This is a genomic window from Nocardia sp. NPDC056611 (assembly GCF_042792755.1).
GTDB lineage: Bacteria > Actinomycetota > Actinomycetes > Mycobacteriales > Mycobacteriaceae > Nocardia.
The window spans coordinates 856,210-871,553 of the sequence record NZ_JBHTVV010000001.1 but is presented as its reverse complement, the minus strand read 5'-3'; the positions used below and the strand labels follow the sequence as shown (position 1 = coordinate 871,553).

At 68.9% G+C, this 15,344-nt stretch carries 18 protein-coding genes; 11 read left to right on the top strand and 7 right to left on the bottom strand.

The genetic code is table 11. The annotated features are described in order from the left end of the window. Positions 1-92: 92 nt before the first annotated feature. Complete coding sequence (locus tag ACFRAQ_RS04020; protein ID WP_379093842.1) at positions 93-719, top strand: TetR/AcrR family transcriptional regulator; 627 nt, start codon at positions 93-95, stop codon at positions 717-719. On the opposite strand, the gene ACFRAQ_RS04015 is transcribed toward ACFRAQ_RS04020, so the two are convergent. From ACFRAQ_RS04015 to ACFRAQ_RS04005, 3 genes are all read right to left on the bottom strand, one after another. After that, positions 685-831 (bottom strand): hypothetical protein, encoded by a 147-nt coding sequence (locus ACFRAQ_RS04015; protein ID WP_379093839.1) that lies wholly within the window; start codon positions 829-831, stop codon positions 685-687. The genes ACFRAQ_RS04020 and ACFRAQ_RS04015 overlap by 35 nt on opposite strands. A gap of 94 nt (positions 832-925) precedes the next feature. After that, complete coding sequence (locus tag ACFRAQ_RS04010) at positions 926-1,672, bottom strand: Crp/Fnr family transcriptional regulator (RefSeq protein ID WP_379093836.1); 747 nt, start codon at positions 1,670-1,672, stop codon at positions 926-928. A gap of 102 nt (positions 1,673-1,774) precedes the next feature. Beyond that, entirely contained in the window at positions 1,775-2,794 is a 1,020-nt protein-coding gene (locus ACFRAQ_RS04005) for a glycine betaine ABC transporter substrate-binding protein (RefSeq protein ID WP_379093833.1), read from the bottom strand. A 290-nt stretch (positions 2,795-3,084) separates the two neighbouring features. Between ACFRAQ_RS04005 and ACFRAQ_RS04000 the strand changes: the two genes are divergently transcribed. From ACFRAQ_RS04000 to ACFRAQ_RS03965, 8 genes are all read left to right on the top strand, one after another. Beyond that, entirely contained in the window at positions 3,085-3,981 is an 897-nt protein-coding gene (locus tag ACFRAQ_RS04000) for an ABC transporter substrate-binding protein (protein WP_379095795.1), read from the top strand. Between the two features lie 16 nt (positions 3,982-3,997). Beyond that, positions 3,998-5,143: an ABC transporter ATP-binding protein gene (locus ACFRAQ_RS03995; RefSeq protein WP_379093830.1), complete on the top strand. Its 1,146-nt coding sequence runs from the start codon at positions 3,998-4,000 to the stop codon at positions 5,141-5,143. Then, complete coding sequence (locus tag ACFRAQ_RS03990; RefSeq protein ID WP_379093827.1) at positions 5,140-5,781, top strand: ABC transporter permease; 642 nt, start codon at positions 5,140-5,142, stop codon at positions 5,779-5,781. Before ACFRAQ_RS03995 ends, ACFRAQ_RS03990 begins: the two co-directional genes overlap by 4 nt. Beyond that, on the top strand, positions 5,778-6,488 hold the full coding sequence (locus ACFRAQ_RS03985; RefSeq protein ID WP_379095792.1) for an ABC transporter permease: 711 nt from the start codon (positions 5,778-5,780) through the stop codon (positions 6,486-6,488). Before ACFRAQ_RS03990 ends, ACFRAQ_RS03985 begins: the two co-directional genes overlap by 4 nt. Before the next feature lie 50 nt (positions 6,489-6,538). Next, the gene (locus tag ACFRAQ_RS03980; protein WP_357087292.1) at positions 6,539-6,961 is read left to right on the top strand and encodes a CBS domain-containing protein; all 423 of its coding nucleotides are present in this window, start codon (positions 6,539-6,541) and stop codon (positions 6,959-6,961) included. A 60-nt stretch (positions 6,962-7,021) separates the two neighbouring features. Next, positions 7,022-7,693: a response regulator transcription factor gene (locus tag ACFRAQ_RS03975; protein ID WP_357087294.1), complete on the top strand. Its 672-nt coding sequence runs from the start codon at positions 7,022-7,024 to the stop codon at positions 7,691-7,693. After that, positions 7,690-9,048 (top strand): sensor histidine kinase, encoded by a 1,359-nt coding sequence (locus ACFRAQ_RS03970; RefSeq protein WP_379093822.1) that lies wholly within the window; start codon positions 7,690-7,692, stop codon positions 9,046-9,048. The genes ACFRAQ_RS03975 and ACFRAQ_RS03970 overlap by 4 nt, the downstream gene beginning before the upstream one ends. Positions 9,049-9,139: 91 nt before the next feature. Then, entirely contained in the window at positions 9,140-9,475 is a 336-nt protein-coding gene (locus ACFRAQ_RS03965) for a hemophore-related protein (RefSeq protein ID WP_379093819.1), read from the top strand. Between the two features lie 59 nt (positions 9,476-9,534). Here the strand turns inward: ACFRAQ_RS03965 and ACFRAQ_RS03960 are convergent, their stop codons facing one another. Further along, positions 9,535-10,326, bottom strand: a complete 792-nt coding sequence (locus ACFRAQ_RS03960; protein ID WP_379093816.1) for a hypothetical protein — start codon at positions 10,324-10,326, stop codon at positions 9,535-9,537. 119 nt (positions 10,327-10,445) lie between these two features. Between ACFRAQ_RS03960 and ACFRAQ_RS03955 the strand changes: the two genes are divergently transcribed. Continuing rightward, on the top strand, positions 10,446-11,153 hold the full coding sequence (locus ACFRAQ_RS03955; protein WP_379093813.1) for a TetR/AcrR family transcriptional regulator: 708 nt from the start codon (positions 10,446-10,448) through the stop codon (positions 11,151-11,153). 117 nt (positions 11,154-11,270) lie between these two features. Further along, positions 11,271-12,131 carry an Ig-like domain-containing protein gene (locus ACFRAQ_RS03950; RefSeq protein WP_379093810.1) on the top strand — a complete coding sequence of 287 codons (861 nt, stop codon included), beginning with the start codon at positions 11,271-11,273 and terminating at the stop codon, positions 12,129-12,131. 22 nt (positions 12,132-12,153) lie between these two features. On the opposite strand, the gene ACFRAQ_RS03945 is transcribed toward ACFRAQ_RS03950, so the two are convergent. From ACFRAQ_RS03945 to ACFRAQ_RS03935, 3 genes are all read right to left on the bottom strand, one after another. Next, on the bottom strand, positions 12,154-12,798 hold the full coding sequence (locus tag ACFRAQ_RS03945) for a response regulator (RefSeq protein ID WP_379093807.1): 645 nt from the start codon (positions 12,796-12,798) through the stop codon (positions 12,154-12,156). Then, positions 12,795-13,955, bottom strand: a complete 1,161-nt coding sequence (locus ACFRAQ_RS03940; RefSeq protein ID WP_379093804.1) for a sensor histidine kinase — start codon at positions 13,953-13,955, stop codon at positions 12,795-12,797. Before ACFRAQ_RS03940 ends, ACFRAQ_RS03945 begins: the two co-directional genes overlap by 4 nt. Before the next feature lie 126 nt (positions 13,956-14,081). Next, complete coding sequence (locus tag ACFRAQ_RS03935; RefSeq protein WP_379093801.1) at positions 14,082-15,290, bottom strand: NADP-dependent malic enzyme; 1,209 nt, start codon at positions 15,288-15,290, stop codon at positions 14,082-14,084. Positions 15,291-15,344: the final 54 nt, after the last annotated feature.

Below are 15,344 nucleotides of genomic sequence, written 5' to 3'. Positions count from 1 at the left end.
CTGTTATTGAGCGCTGGTCAATATTATTGACTCGTGTTCAGTAACTGTCGACCCCAGTCAGTACTGTCGGACAAGTGACCAAGGAGCGCGTCGTGAGCAGCAGACCGGACAGCCGGGCCAAACGCGTGCGCCTCAGCCCCGGCGAACGCCGCGAGCAACTGATCACCCTCGGCGCCCGCATGCTGCGCGAACGCGCCCTCGAAGACATCTCCATCGGCGAGATCGCCGCCCAGGCCGGCATCTCCCGCGGCCTGCTCTTCCACTACTTCCCCACCAAGCACGACTTCCACCTGGCGATCGTCAACCACGCCAATGCCGAACTCCTCGAACGCACCACCCCCGACCCCACCCTGTCGCTGTTCGACATGCTGCAGGACGCGATCGAGCGCTACATCGCCTACGTCACCGAGAACCGCACCTCGTATCTGGCGTTGCTCCGCGGCCCCGCCAGCGCCAGCCCGGAACTCGTGGCCCTCGTCAACGCCACCCGCATGGCCCTCGTCGACCGCATCCTCACCGAGGCCCCCATCCCCGCCGACGACCCCGACCGCCCCCGGCTCGCCCTGGCGGTCCGAGGCTGGATCGCCTTCGTCGAGGAAACCACCCTCACCTGGCTTCGCGAGGAACCCATCCCCCGAGAAGCCCTCGTGGACATGCTCGTAACCTCCCTGCCCGCCCTCGCCCTCAACGCAGATCTGGCCGCCGCCCTTCAGCAGTGAGCGCCGCCGCCGCGAGCATGAGCTCGGCCGCCAGTTGGCTGTGGACCACCAGCAATCGGCGATACAGCTCGTCGACCGCGATACCTCCGGACGGTGATGCGGGTGCCGACATCGGTCACACCTCCCGTGGGTCGTGCCCCGAACCGGCTGGTGGGGAGACTTCTTCCCGAGAGTCGCACGCGCCGGATACGAGCACGCCTGAAAAATCAGGTCACCCGGGCGTCTTTCACGAAAACATCCGTCAACTCGGCTGCCCGCCGCAGGTTTTCGAGATCACGAACCATGACGTGCCGCTTCATCAGGCACACGGAACCGTCCGCGCCCAGTTCCTTCATCGCCTTGCCCACCGCGTCCACCCGCGCCCCGACCAGATTGCCCAGCTCCTCGTAGGACAGCCGCACGGTGAGCTCCCACCCGGCCGCCACCCGCCGCCCGTACGACTCGACGAACTCGACGAGCAGGCGCGCCAGCCGCACCCGCACCTGATGGTCGCCGAAATCCAGGCGGCGCTGATCCGACCAGGCCAGCCGGTCGGCCAGGGAACGGCACAGCACCAGGGAACCGTCGTGATGGGTTTCCAGGAAGGTCATGAACGCCGTGCCCGGGATGCGGTGCACGATGGTGGGCGTGCACACGGTCGCGGTGTTGGAGCGCAGCGAATCCGGCACCAGCGCACCGAGTTCACCGATCACGTCACCGCTGACCCGGATCGCGAGCAGCCTGCCGTCGGCCGTGGTGATCTTCACGCACGCCGACAACGAGCGGTCGCGCGAGCGCAGCAGATACACCATGCTGCCGGGATCGCCCTGCCGCATGAGAACCGTGCCCGGCGGCCCGTACGTCCGCGTCCCGAGCCGGAGCAGCGACCTGCGGGATCGCGGGCACAGCCGCTCCATGAAAGTACCTGTGGGCCAGGGCCAATTGCCCAGATGATCGTCGTCAGGTGAGTTCACCGTCGTATCCAGTTCCGTACCGCCGTTGGAAGCTGCCCCCGAACCCTCCACGGTAAGCGACCGAAAGGGTTTGTGGCACAGCGCGACGGTGGTGGACCCGGATCAGAGGGCGTGGGCGTCGAGCCAGGTTCGGGCCACGGCGGAGGGGATGGCGTTCTGGTCGCGGATCTGGTGGATCATGTCGGCGAGCTCGGTGGTGGTGAGTTCGCCTGCCACGTAGTTGAGTTTGCGGAGCTGCGGGTCGGTGAGGGCGGACTTGCGGAGGATGGGCGCGACCATGGCGGCACGGAAGGCGTAGTCGGGGTCGGAGAGGGGCGTTAGGTCGGCGCCGTCGCCGGGGAGGAAGGATGAGGGGCCGGGGAGGACTGCTAGGTCGATTTCGCCTTCGGAGAGGGCTTTTCGGAGGTCGGTGGGGGTGGTGAAGGCGACCCATCGGGTGATGGTGCAGTGGTAGACCGACTGCAGGGGGGTCAGGACATCAACTTCGGGGTCGAGGGGGGTGCGTTGCGCGTCCAGGGGGGCGCCGGTGTCGATGCCGAGGATCAAGCTGTCGCAGCGGGGGGCCAGGTCCTTCAGGGAGGTCGGGAGAGTCGTGGGGTGGGCGGCGGAGGCGACGATGGCGGGGCGCAGGTCGGTGCCGTCGGCGGGGTCGGAGGTGGCGACACCCTGCGGAAGGGCTTTGGCGAGGGCCGCATTCACCGCGTCCGGCTTGGTGACGGTGGCGGTCGAGTCGAGGGCGGTGAGGATGTCGCCGGTGATGTCGCCGAACAGGGCGAGGTCGCCGGAGTCGAGGGCGGCGAGCAGATCGCCGCGGGAACCCACCCGCTCCGCGACGCGGGTGTGCAGGCCGGTGCGGGCCAGTGCGCCCGCGTAGAGTTCGGCGATGATCCGGGACTGGGGCGAATCCCCTGCTCCCACCGTCACAACCGGACCGGTGTCCTTGCTGCCGCAGGCCACCGCGGCCACCGCGATCGCGGTGACGAGCGCGCCCCGGCCCAGTGTTCGCACGGCGCAAACCAATCGGTTGGATCCGGTCCCGGACGTGCGCGCGCGGCGCGACGGGCGACGGCGGGCGGCGCGGCGGCCGAGCGCCTGCGAGGGATGGGAGTCAGTGCCGGACACGCGCAACAGTCTGCCGCGCCGACCCTCGCGGCGGTGAAACCGGGCCGGACATCGGGCGTGCCTTTTCCGCCGGAAGCGCGAAACCGACCGTAGGTAGGCACCGTTCGCGGGATGAGACGGGCAATATGGACAGTTAGGTCTGTTCCAGGGGTGGTGACACCCCGCCCGCCGCAGGCATCCCGCTCGGAAGGACGACAGTGCAATCGCTCATCACCACGCGCGCCGATGGCAAGCGCATCTCCCGGACCGTACTCCGAATCCTGGCCGCGTCGGTCGCGCTGGCCGCCGCCATGGCACTGTCCGCCTGTGGCGACAACAAGTCCAATCCGCTCGGTGGGGGCGGCGGCTGCGGCGGCGACACGAACAAGGTGACCGTCGGGTCCGCCAACTTCCCCGAATCCGAGACCGTGGCCGACGTCTACGCGGAAGCGTTGCGGGCCAACGGGTTCAGCGTCGACACCAAACTCAATATCGGCAGCCGTGAAGCGTACGTGCCCGCGTTGAAGCAGTGCGCCATCGACCTGATCCCCGACTACACCGGGAATCTGCTGCAATACCTGGACAAATCGAGCACCGCCACCACGCCCGACGAAGTGAACATCGCACTCGCCAAGGCGCTCGGCGATCAGCTCGCCATCGGCACGCCCGCACCCGGCGAGGACTCCGACGCCGTCGTCGTCACCAAGGCGACCGCCGAGAAATGGAATCTGACCAGCATCGCCGACCTGGCCGCACACTCGGCCGAGGTGAAACTGGCCGCGCCGGCGGAATTCTCCGAACGGCCGGGCGGGCTACCCGGCCTGAAGAAGAACTACGGACTCGACATCTCCGCCGGCAACTTCGTGCCGATCGCCGACGGCGGCGGCCCCGCCACCGTGAAGGCGCTGACCGACGGCCAGGTCACCGCCGCCGACATCTTCACCACCTCCCCCGCCATCGCCGCCAACAACCTGGTGGTGCTGACCGACCCCAAGCACAACTTCCCGCCGCAGAACGTGGTGCCGCTCTACAACACCGCCAAGAAGAGCGACAAGCTGACCAAGGTGCTCGACGCGACGTCCGCGAAACTCACCACCGCCGAACTCATCTCGCTCAATACCGCCGTCTCCGGCAGCAGCAAGACCGAACCGGCCGCCGCCGCCCGCCAGTGGGCCGCCGCGCAGGGGCTCGACCAGCCGATCGCATAAGGAGAGGCGGAACACGGTGTCCGACATCGAATTCACCGGCGTCAGCAAGACCTACCCGGACGGCACCACCGCCGTCCACGACCTGAGCCTGCGCATCGAATCCGGGTCGTTCACCGTGTTCGTGGGACCTTCCGGCTGCGGCAAGACCACCTCCATGCGCATGATCAACCGGATGATCAGCCCCAGCCGCGGCGCCATCACCGTAGGCGGACAGGACATCTCCCGCGTCGACCCCGTCGAACTGCGACTCGGCATCGGGTACGTGATCCAGAGCGCGGGCCTGCTGCCGCACCGCACCGTCGTCGACAATGTGGCCACCGTGCCGGTGCTGCGCGGGCAGTCCCGCCGCGCGGCCCGGCGGGCGGCGCTGGAGGTGATGGATCGCGTCGGACTGGATCACGCTCTGGCGCAACGCTATCCGGCGCAACTCTCCGGCGGCCAGCAGCAGCGCGTCGGCGTCGCCCGGGCGCTGGCCGCCGACCCGCCCATCCTGCTCATGGACGAGCCGTTCAGCGCCGTCGACCCCGTCGTGCGCACCGAACTGCAGAACGAGATGCTGCGGCTGCAAGCCGAACTGCACAAGACCATCGTCTTCGTCACCCACGACATCGACGAGGCCATCAAACTCGGCGATCACATCGCCGTCTTCGGGCCCGGCGGGCACCTGCAACAACACGACGTCCCGCAGACCGTACTCGCCCGGCCCGCCACCGATTTCGTCGCCGGATTCGTGGGCCGCGACCGCGGCTACCGCGAACTGTCCTTCCGGGCCGCCGACGCCGTACCCCTGCGCGACCTCTCCACCGTCTCCCCCGAACAGGTGCCCGGCCTCCGGTTGGACAAGGGCGAATGGCGGCTCGTCATCGACGAGGCCAAGAAACCCCTGGGCTGGATCGACACCACCGGCGTGGAAGGCGTCCGCGCCGGGCACGCGCTCGCCGACAGCATGGCCTCGGGCGGCTCCCTGTTCCCGCCCGGCGGCGACCTGCGGCAGGCACTCGACGCCACCATCTCCTCGCCCGCGGAAATCGGTGTCGCGGTGGACGATTCCGGCGGCGTGCGCGGCGCCATCTACGCCCGCGACGTGCTCGAACAGCTGCACCGGCAGCGCACCGCCGAGGACGCCGAACGCAATCGGGTCTTCTTCGAGGAGACCACGTGAAGTACCTGCTGGACAATGTCGGCGAGATCGCCGGATACGCCCGCACCCACCTGTGGCTGGCGCTGCTGCCGCTGGCGCTCGGACTGGTGATCGCGATCCCGGCGGGCGCGCTCGCGCATCGGGCGCGCTGGCTGCGGCGGATCACCACCACCACGGCCGGGATCGCCTACACGATTCCGTCGCTGGCATTGTTCGTGATCCTGCCGCCACTGCTCGGGATCGGGGTCATCGATCCGCTGAATGTCGTTATCGCCCTGACCATCTACTCGGTCGCGCTGTTGGTGACGGCGGTGCCGGCGGCGCTGGACTCGGTGCCCGACGCCACCCTCGACGCCGCCGACGCCATCGGCTACCCGCGCTGGCGGCGGGTGCTCACCGTCGACTTCCCGCTCGCGCTGCCCGTCTTCCTCGCCAACCTGCGAGTCGTGGCCGTCACCAATATCTCGATGGTGACCGTCGGCGCGCTGATCGGGGTGGGCGGGCTCGGCAAGCTGTTCACGCAGGGATATCAGCGTGACTATCCGGACGAGATCGTGGCGGGCATCATCGTCGTACTGGTGCTGGCCTTGATCGTGGACCGGGCGCTGTACCTGCTGGGCAAGGTGGCGACGCCGTGGCTGAAAGGGGCTGCGCGGTGAACCTTTTCGTGGACGCCTGGAACTTCCTCACCGACGGCGCGAACTGGTCGGGTCCCGCCGGGATCGGGCGGCGGCTGCTCGAACACCTCTGGTACAGCCTGCTGGCCGTGGGACTCTCGGCCGTGATCGCGGTGCCGATCGGACTGCTGATCGGGCACACCCGGCGCGGGTCGGCGCTCATCGTCGGATTCGCGAACTCCATGCGCGCCCTGCCGACCCTGGGCGTGCTCACCTTCGTGGTGCTGCTGATGGGGCTGGGGCTCACCCCGCCGCTGCTGGCGCTGCTCACCGTCGGCATTCCGCCGCTGCTGGCGGGCGCGTACGCGGGCATCGCCAACGTGGACCCCATCGTGGTCGACGCCTCCCGTGCCATGGGCATGAGCGAGCCGCGGGTGCTGCTGCGCGTCGAACTCCCCAACGCGCTGCCGGTGCTGCTCAGCGGCCTGCGCGCGGCCACCCTGCAGGTGGTGGCGACCGCGACCATCGCCGCCTACGTGAACCTGGGCGGGCTGGGCCGGTACATCTTCGACGGCATCAGCCTCTACCGCTACGACAAGGTGTTGGTCGGCGCGATCCTGGTGGCCGCGCTGGCGCTCGTCCTGGACGGTCTGCTGGCGTTCGTGGTGTGGCTGAGCGCGCCCGGGACCGGACGATTCGGCCAGCTCACCGCCCGGATCCGAAACAGGCGCATTGACCTTCCGGTGTGATCGGGGTCACGATGTCTCCTGGCACACTCATCCGAGACAGGAGGTTCGCAGTGAAGGCTCGCGACATCATGCACCGGAACGCGGAATGCATCCCCGCTGATGAGACGCTCGATCGCGCCGCCCAGATGATGCGCAACATGGACGTCGGCGCCCTGCCGATCTGTGACGGCGACCAGATGATCGGCATGCTCACCGACCGCGACATCGTGGTCAACTGCATCGCCATGGGACACGATCCGGGCAAGGTCCGCGCCGGAGACCTGGCCCAGGGCCGGGTGTGGTCGGTGGACGTCGACACCGACCTCGGAACCGTCCTCGACGTCATGGAGCAGAACCAGATCAAACGCATGCCCGTCCTCGACATGCGCAAGGGCAACAAGCTCGCGGGCATGATCTGCGAATCCGACCTCGCCAAGAACGTCAGCGACAAGCAGCTCGCCGCGTTCATCAGTGCCGTGGCGGTGCCGCACTAAATCCACGGGAAGCGTCCCGGTTCGCAGCGGATTCACAGGCAGTGACCGGAGAATTGCCGGGTGCAACCGGGACGCATTCTTGTCATCGAAGACGCCGAGGCCATTCGCGCCGCCGTGGGAGCCGGGCTCACCGCCGCCGGGCACGACGTGCTCGCGCGAGGCGACGGCGCGCTGCTGGAACAAGACCTCACCCGCTACCGGCCCGACGTGGTGGTGCTCGACGTCGGCCTGCCCGGGCGGGACGGGTTCGCACTCTTGGAATCGGTGCGGGCGCGCTCCGCGGCGGGCGTGGTCATGCTCACCGCCCGCGACGGCGTCGAGGACCGGGTCCGGGGACTACGCGCCGGATCCGACGACTACCTGGTGAAACCGTTCGACCTCACCGAACTCGTGGCCCGCGTGGACGCGCTGCTGCGGCGAATGGGGAAACTCCAGCGCCGCACCGTGATCGGCGACCTCGAGGTGACCGTGGACACCGGCACCGCGCGCCGGGGCGGACAGGAACTCACGCTCACCGCCACCGAGTTCAAACTGCTGGCATACCTGGCGGCGCAGCGGGACCGGGTGGTGACCAAGACCCAGATCCTCACGGCCGTGTGGGGATACGACGACTACGACCCGAATCTGGTCGAAGTGCACGTCAGCGCGCTACGGCGCAAGCTCGAGGAACACGGGGAGCGGGTCGTGCACACGGTGCGCGGGCTCGGGTACACCCTGCGGGCGCCGAAGTGAGGACGGTCTCGCTGCGTGGGCGGGTAACCCTCACCGCCGCACTGGTTTCCGGCATCGTACTGGTGCTGGTCGCGCTCACCGTGCACGCGTTGTTCGGGCTGGTCGTCAACCGCAGCGAGAACACGGTGCTCACCGACCGGGCGCAGCTGGCCCGCGAGCTCGCGCAGAACGGGGTGACACCGGAAGATCTCGTCGCCCACGTCGACACCCGATCCGTGCGGGTGCGGCTCGTGCTCACCGACGGCCGCACCTTCGGCAGCCTCGACCACCGGATCGCCGAGGACAGCACCACCAAGACACGCCTCATTCGCTTGAGTGGGTCCGGTGAGATCGACGGCAGCCGACTCACCTTGCAGATCGACACCCCGCTGCTGGCCCGGGTGCAATCACGGCTGGGACTGCTGCTGACCGCGGCGACCACGTCCGCCATCGCGATCATCTCGCTCGCGCTGTGGTTCGGGATACGCCACGCGCTCGAACCGCTCGACGCCATGACGCGGCTGGCCCGCGATATCGCGCACGGCCACCTCGGACGACGGCTCGAACCGTCCCGCACCGACACCGAATTGGGGCGCACCGCGGCCGCGTTCGACGAAATGCTGGACGCGCTGGAAGGGGCGTTGCGCGACACCGCGGCCGCCGAGGCCCGGGCCCGCGCCTCCGAACAGCAGATTCGCGCGTTCGTCGGGGACGCCGCCCACGAATTGCGCACACCCATCACGGGAGTGCGCTCCCTCGCCGAAGCGGTCCTGCAACAGCCCACCGACACCGATCCCGAGGATCGACAGCGGATGCTGCTCCTCTTGGTCCGCGAGACGCATCGCGCGGGGCGGTTGGTCGATGATCTGCTCGACCTGGCGCGCATCGACGCCGGGCTCCAGCTCCGGCGCGCACCCGTCGATCTGCGCGCGCTCGCCGCCGCCCAGCTCGACAGCATGCGAATGCTGCATCCGGACACCGAATTCCACCTCATCGGCGATCCCGTCACCGTGTCCGCCGATCCCGAGCGCGTCACGCAGATCCTCACCAATCTGCTGACCAACGCCTGCCAAGCCATGCGGGACCACGGCTCGGTCTCCATCGATGTGCGCGCCGCGCTGGACCGATCCTCCTCCAGCACAGTCGAAGTGACGATCTCCGACACCGGGCCCGGCATCCCCGCCGAAGCCCGCGAACGCATCTTCGACCGCCTCGTCCGCCTCGATTCCGCCCGCGACACCCGCCCCGACGGGTCCGGTCTCGGCCTGGCCATCGCCCGCGGTCTCGCCCGCGCCCACGGCGGCGACCTGGCCTGCATCGCCCCCGAACCCCGCGGCGCGCAGGGCGCGGTCTTCCGCCTCACCCTCCCCGCCTGAAGATCACCTGAAGAAGCCCGCCGGCTTCAGGGACGCTTCAGGTTCGGCGGGCAGATTCGACGGCGAACCCACCACACACCCTGGAGTGAGCATGAAACGCACCCTCGCCGTGGCCCTCGCCGGAGCCGCCGGAGCCGCCGCCATCGCCCTCGCGATCCCCGGCACCGCCTCCGCCGACACCCCCGTCTGCGGCCCCGCCGCCGCGGCCGCCGCGCGCGCCGACTCCGCCCCCAAGGTCGCCGCCTACCTGGCCGCGCATCCCGATGTCGCCGCCGAGATCGCCAAGGTCAAGGCGCTGCCCAAGGATCAGCGGCGAGCGGAGCTGAAGGCCTGGCGCGAGGCCAACCCGCAGCAGGCGCAGGATCTGAAGGCGGCGCGCCAGGCCGTCATCGACTACCACAAGGCTTGCGGCAAGCAGCACAAGTAGCCGGTCATCGCGTGTGGGGCCCGGTCGAAACGACCGGGCCCCACACGCGTTTCGGGACTCTAGACCGTCGCGGCCACGGGTGCGGCCGCGATCAGCCAGTTGCTGAACTCCGCGGCCAGATGCCACCGATGCTGCCGGATGAACCTCCCGGGCAGGCTCGCCGGAAACTGCACGGTGAGAAGCGCGTTCACAGCGCCGTCCTGATCGCGGAACTGATGGCGGACGCCGCCGATGACCAGGCCGTCATCCAGAACCGCTTGCCCCGCGATCTGAATCGGATATCGCGGGTCGACCGGAACGGTCAGGGCATCGGTCGTGGTGTAGTCGACCAGGAACCGGGTCGGCATCGGCGATCCGCCGGTGGTCTCGACGACTTCCTGCCGTCCGTCGGGCAGCCCGCGGAGCAGATAGTGATCCGGGCAGGCGTCGACCATCTCGGCCTCACGGTTGTCGGCGACCAGATTCTCGAACCACGTGGCGAACCGTTCCGCGGAGTAGCCCGGGACCTCCAGGCGAATCGCGGAGTGCTTCGTCCGCCCCCGGCTCATCGCCAACCCCACGCGGGCCATCCGCTCCGACCGGACCAGATCCCGCTCGAGCAGTGCGTAGATCCCGGCATGCCCGAGTCGAATCTTCAAGTCCGTCAGCGTGACTCGCTGCACAGCGAGGGGCGCGGCGAGCAACTCCGCGATCGTGCGATCCGGCAGCAGTTCGGCGACAGCACGCTCCCCGAGCCGGGAGGCGAGCTTTCTCAGAACGGCACCGGCACGCCGCGATTCCCACGCCCGCACCTGATCTCGGGTGATCCGCCGTCCCCCCAGGTCCGCACGAATCTCGATGGGCTCGGCCATATCGTGTCCTCTCGTCCCCAATCCTTAACGCAAGTGAACCTAGCATTAAGCCCGGTTCAATGGGAATGCTAAAGCCAGGATTGTTAGCTTTCAATCTCCGAAACTGTTATGAACAGGGCATGGATCAGCCCGGAGACCGCGAGAACCCGGAATCAAGCCCCCGCCGCAGGACCGGAGGCCGATCCGCCCGAGTCCGCCAGGCCATCCTCGCCGCCACCCTCGACCAGATAGCCGACCACGGCACCGAGGGCCTGACCATCACCGAGGTGGCCGCCCGTGCCGGCGTCGCCGAGACAACCATCTACCGCCGCTGGGGCACCCGCACCGCCCTCATCGCCGACGCCGTCACCGAACTGGCCGCCGAAGCCAACCCCATCCCCGACACCGGCGCCCTCCGGGAAGACCTCCGCCAACTGGCCCAGCAGATCGCCGACCTGATCTCCCGCCCCGGCATAGCCCGACTCCTCGGCACCACGGTCGCCCTCTCCCCGGACCCGGAAGTCGCGGCCGCTCGCCGCCACTTCTGGACCACCCGCTTCGAACAGAGCTCCTCGATCATCCAACGGGCCATCCGGCGCGGCGACCTCCCCCCCGACACCAGCCCCGGGGACGTCATCGAAACCCTCTCCGCCCCTCTGTATTTCCGCCTTCTCGTCGGCGACCACCCCCTCGACACCGCTTTCATCGAGCGCTGCACAGACCACGCCGTCACCCTCTACACCACCCCGGATCAACCGAGACGCGCCGCCAACCCACGCGGCCACGATCTGCCTCACGCCACAGATGGTCAGTCGACCAGAAAAGCGGATGATCAAGGACCTATCTGACATGGGTTCATTTCGGAATTGGGTCCGTGGAAGTAAACGGCGTGATCTAATTCCGCCAACTCGGGTGAATCCTGCCTCGATGACGATATCGAGGGCGCCCGGTGCGTGGGAGAAACGATGGTGGACAGAAGTATGCAGCGGGCGGCCGGATCGGTTGCCGCGTTTGCGGTGGCGGCCGGGCTCGCGGTCGCGGCGATGCCCGGCATGGCCTCGGCCGCGTCCGGGACGGTGACCTGGAACGACGGGAACAGCAAGTTCACCCGGACGGTGTCCAACACCAACCCGATCGCCGGTGAGGTCGTGACCGTGTCGACGAAGTTCGAGCGGACCGGCATCCCGGTGGAGTACATCTACTCGATCAAGGACGCGCACCCGACCTGCCTGACCCCCGTCGCGGGCTCGGCGAAGATGGGCGGCGACCAGGTCTCCATCGATACCACGCCGGACGCCGTCAGCGCCTCGTTCAGCATCGTCAAATACCCGGTGTACCCGAACATCTCGCCGAAGTCGCAGACCTTCGAGGTGCAGTACACCGTGGGCGTCAACTGCGCCCGCGACACCCCGCTGTCGACCTCCATGAGCTACAGCGGCTCCCTCGGCTCGGGCAACTACACCGACAAGGGCCCGGCCATCACCGTGTCCAGCGACGCAGTGTCGACCACCGTGCTCACCGACGTCAGCGGCGCCAAGATCAACACCCCGGTCACCCTGGAGGCCACCGTGTCCCCGGCCGCCGCGGGCGGCACCGTCCAGTTCAAGGCGGGCGACCAGGTCCTCGGCGATATCCCGGTCAACGCGAACGGCAAGGCCACCATCGTGTGGACCCCGGGCGCGGCGGGCTCGTACACCATCGGCGCGAACTTCTCCGGCCGTACCGGCGTCGCCGCCTCGTCCACCACCAAGGTGGTCACCGTGGCCGACGTGCCGGTCGACCCGGGCCCGGGCACCAAGCCCAGCACCGGATCCTTCGGATTCTGATCGCCGCCACGGACTCGGCCGGCTACCGGCCGAGTCCGTGCTGGTGCGCGAACACCACCGCCTGAATGCGGCCGCGCACACCGAGTTTGGCGAGTACCCGGGACACGTGCGTCTTGATCGTCTCCTCGCCGACACCCAGCGCGGCCGCGATCTCGCCGTTACTGCGCGCATCGGCCAGCAACAACAGCACCTCCCGTTCCCGGGCGGTCAACTGCGCCAGCTCGGGCGGCTCCACCGGCGGCGCGATACCGAGCGCGAAACGTGTTGCGAGCCTGCGCGTCATGGACGGATCGATGACCGCGTCCCCACGCACCGCGACCCGGATCGCGGCCACGAGCTCTTCCGGGGGAAGACTTTTCAAGAGAAAGCCGCTCGCGCCCGCCGACAAGGCCCGGTGCAGATTGGCCTCACTGTCGTAGGTGGTGAGCAGCAGCACCCGGGTGCCGCCCGCGGCGACGATCGCCTCGGTCGCGGCCAAACCGTCCAGCTTGGGCATGCGGACATCGAGAATCGCCACATCGGGATGCGTGCGGGCGGCCGCCTCGATGGCCGCGCGGCCGTCACCCACCTCGGCCACGCACTCCAGATCGGGGTGAGCGTCCACCACCGCGCGCAAGCCGGAACGGAAGACCGCGTGATCGTCGGCGATCAGGACGGTGATGCTCATGCGACTCCGATCGGGACGGAAACCCGGATATCCCAACGGGTTCCGGAGGAATCGGCACCGTGGACCACGGTCCCGTCGAACAGCTCGGCACGACGGCGGATGCCGTCCAGACCGCGATGCACATCCGCACCCGGCGCTCTGGCCGTGATCGGATTGGTCTCGCGAATCTCCACCGAGCCCGGCCGGTAGACGATTTCGAGCTCGGCCCGCTCACCGCCATGACGCAGCGCATTGGTCAGCATCTCCTGCACGACCCGATAGAGCATGACGTCGAGCGACTCCGGCAGCACCGGCGGCTCCCCCGAGACGGTCACGCGCACAATCAATCCGGCATCCCGCACCCGGTGCACCAGATCGTCGATATCGGCGAGCCCGGGCTGCCGCTCACCGTCGTCCTCGCGGCCGTGCAGCAGATCCAGCTGCCGCCGCAGATCCACCATCGCCGCCCGGCTACTGGACTCCACCGCACGGACCGACCGGGCCGCCGACTCGGAATCACTGCGCGACAAAGCCATTCGCGCCACGCCCGCGTGAATTCCGATCGCGCTCACATGATGCGAGATGACATCGTGCAGATCCCGCGCGATCGCCTCCCGCTCATCGGCCAGCGCCCGATCCAGCGCCGCCCGCTGCTCCTGCCGTCGCAGCCGCTCCCGCTGCTCCAATTCCGCGATATAGGCCCCGCGCGCCGCCGTGTACCGGCCCACCAGCCACGGCACCACCCCCGCCCCGAGCGCCGAGATCACCAGCCGCACAGGATTGTTCGTGCCCGCCAGCGCCGCCATCATGTTCACCGTCAACGCGCCGCCCGCCAGCAGCGTGACGGTCAGCACCGACACCACCCCGCTCAGCCACGCGCCGGCCTGATACCCGGCCACCAGGAACCCGACATCGAAAACCCTGGCGGTGAGCCCGTAATGGTGCGCGAACACCGCCACCGACACCTTCACCACCACCTGCGCCACCGCCACCGCGGCCGCCGTCGCCGCCGGAGCCGCCAGTGCCAGATCCGCGGCCACCGTGGCCACGGTCAGCACGGTGGCCGTCACCGGGGCCAGGCCGAACCCGCCGCACATCACCATCTGCGCGCCGTCCAGCACGGCCGCCACCGCGGCCACCAGCAGCGACTGCCGGGCCAGTGACCTGGTCACATCCATGGCCGCACGGTACCGTCCGGACCCCTCCTCCCCCGTGTGGGGGACGACCGAATCCCGCGCCCGCGAACGCGGAAGGGGCGCTTCGTCGATGACGAAGCGCCCCTTCCGGCTCGGTTCAGCGTGCGACTACGCGACGCCCTCGGCGCGGGCGGCATTGCCCACGGCCTCGGCGACCGCCGGGGCCACGCGCGGGTCCAGCGGGCTCGGGATGATCTTGTCCACGGACAGCTCACCGGCGACCACATTGAAGATCGCCTCGGCCGCGGCCACCTTCATGCCCTCGGTGATGCGGCGGGCGCCGGCATCCAGCGCGCCCTTGAAGACACCCGGGAAGGCCAGCACATTGTTGAGCTGGTTCGGGAAGTCGCTGCGGCCGGTGGCCACGATGGACGCGTACTTGGCGGCGACGTCGGGGTGGATCTCCGGGTTCGGGTTCGACATGGCGAACACGATGGACTCCGGCGCCATGGACGCGATGAGCTCCTCGGCGATGGTGCCCGCCGACAGACCCAGGAACACGTCCGCACCCGCGAGCGCCTCGGCCGGACCGCCGGTCACATTGCGCGGGTTGGTGCGCTCGGCCAGCGCGGTCTTGTACTCGTTCAGGTCGCCGCGATCCTTGCTCACGATGCCCTTGGAGTCGAGCACGACGATGTCGGAGACGCCGGCGGCCAGCAGGATGTCGGTGCACGCGACGCCCGCGGCGCCCGCACCCGAGACCACGACCTTCATGCCGGACATGTCACGGCCCTGCACCGCGGCCGCGCCCTTGAGGCCGGCCAGCACCACGATGGCGGTGCCGTGCTGGTCGTCGTGCATGACCGGGCAGTCCAGCGCCTCGACGACGCGCTTCTCGATCTCGAAGCAGCGCGGGGCGGAGATGTCCTCCAGGTTGACCGCGCCGAAGCTGGGGCGCAGGCGGATCAGGGTCTCGACGATCTCGTCGGGGTCCTTGGTGTCCAGCACGAGCGGGATCGAGTCCAGCCCGGCGAACTTCTTGAACAGCGCCGCCTTGCCCTCCATCACCGGCAGCGAGGCGCGCGGGCCGATGTCGCCCAGACCCAGCACGGCGGTGCCGTCGGAGACGACCACGACCAGGCGCTCGGCCCAGGTGTAGGTCTTGGCGAGGGACTCGTCCTCGGCGATGCCGAGGCAGACCTTCGCGACGCCCGGGGTGTAGGCGATGGACAGATCCCGCTGGGTCTCCAGCGGTGCGGTGAGTTCGACCGAAAGCTTGCCGCCAAGATGCCCGGCGAAAATTTCTTCCGTGGTGATGTCGGACAGGTTCGCGCCATTGGACGCGGGGGCCTCGGTGGCATTCACTGCTTCAGTCACGGGTGACACGCTTTCACTCCTGATCGGTTCGGACTCAACCGTTTGACGGTTACC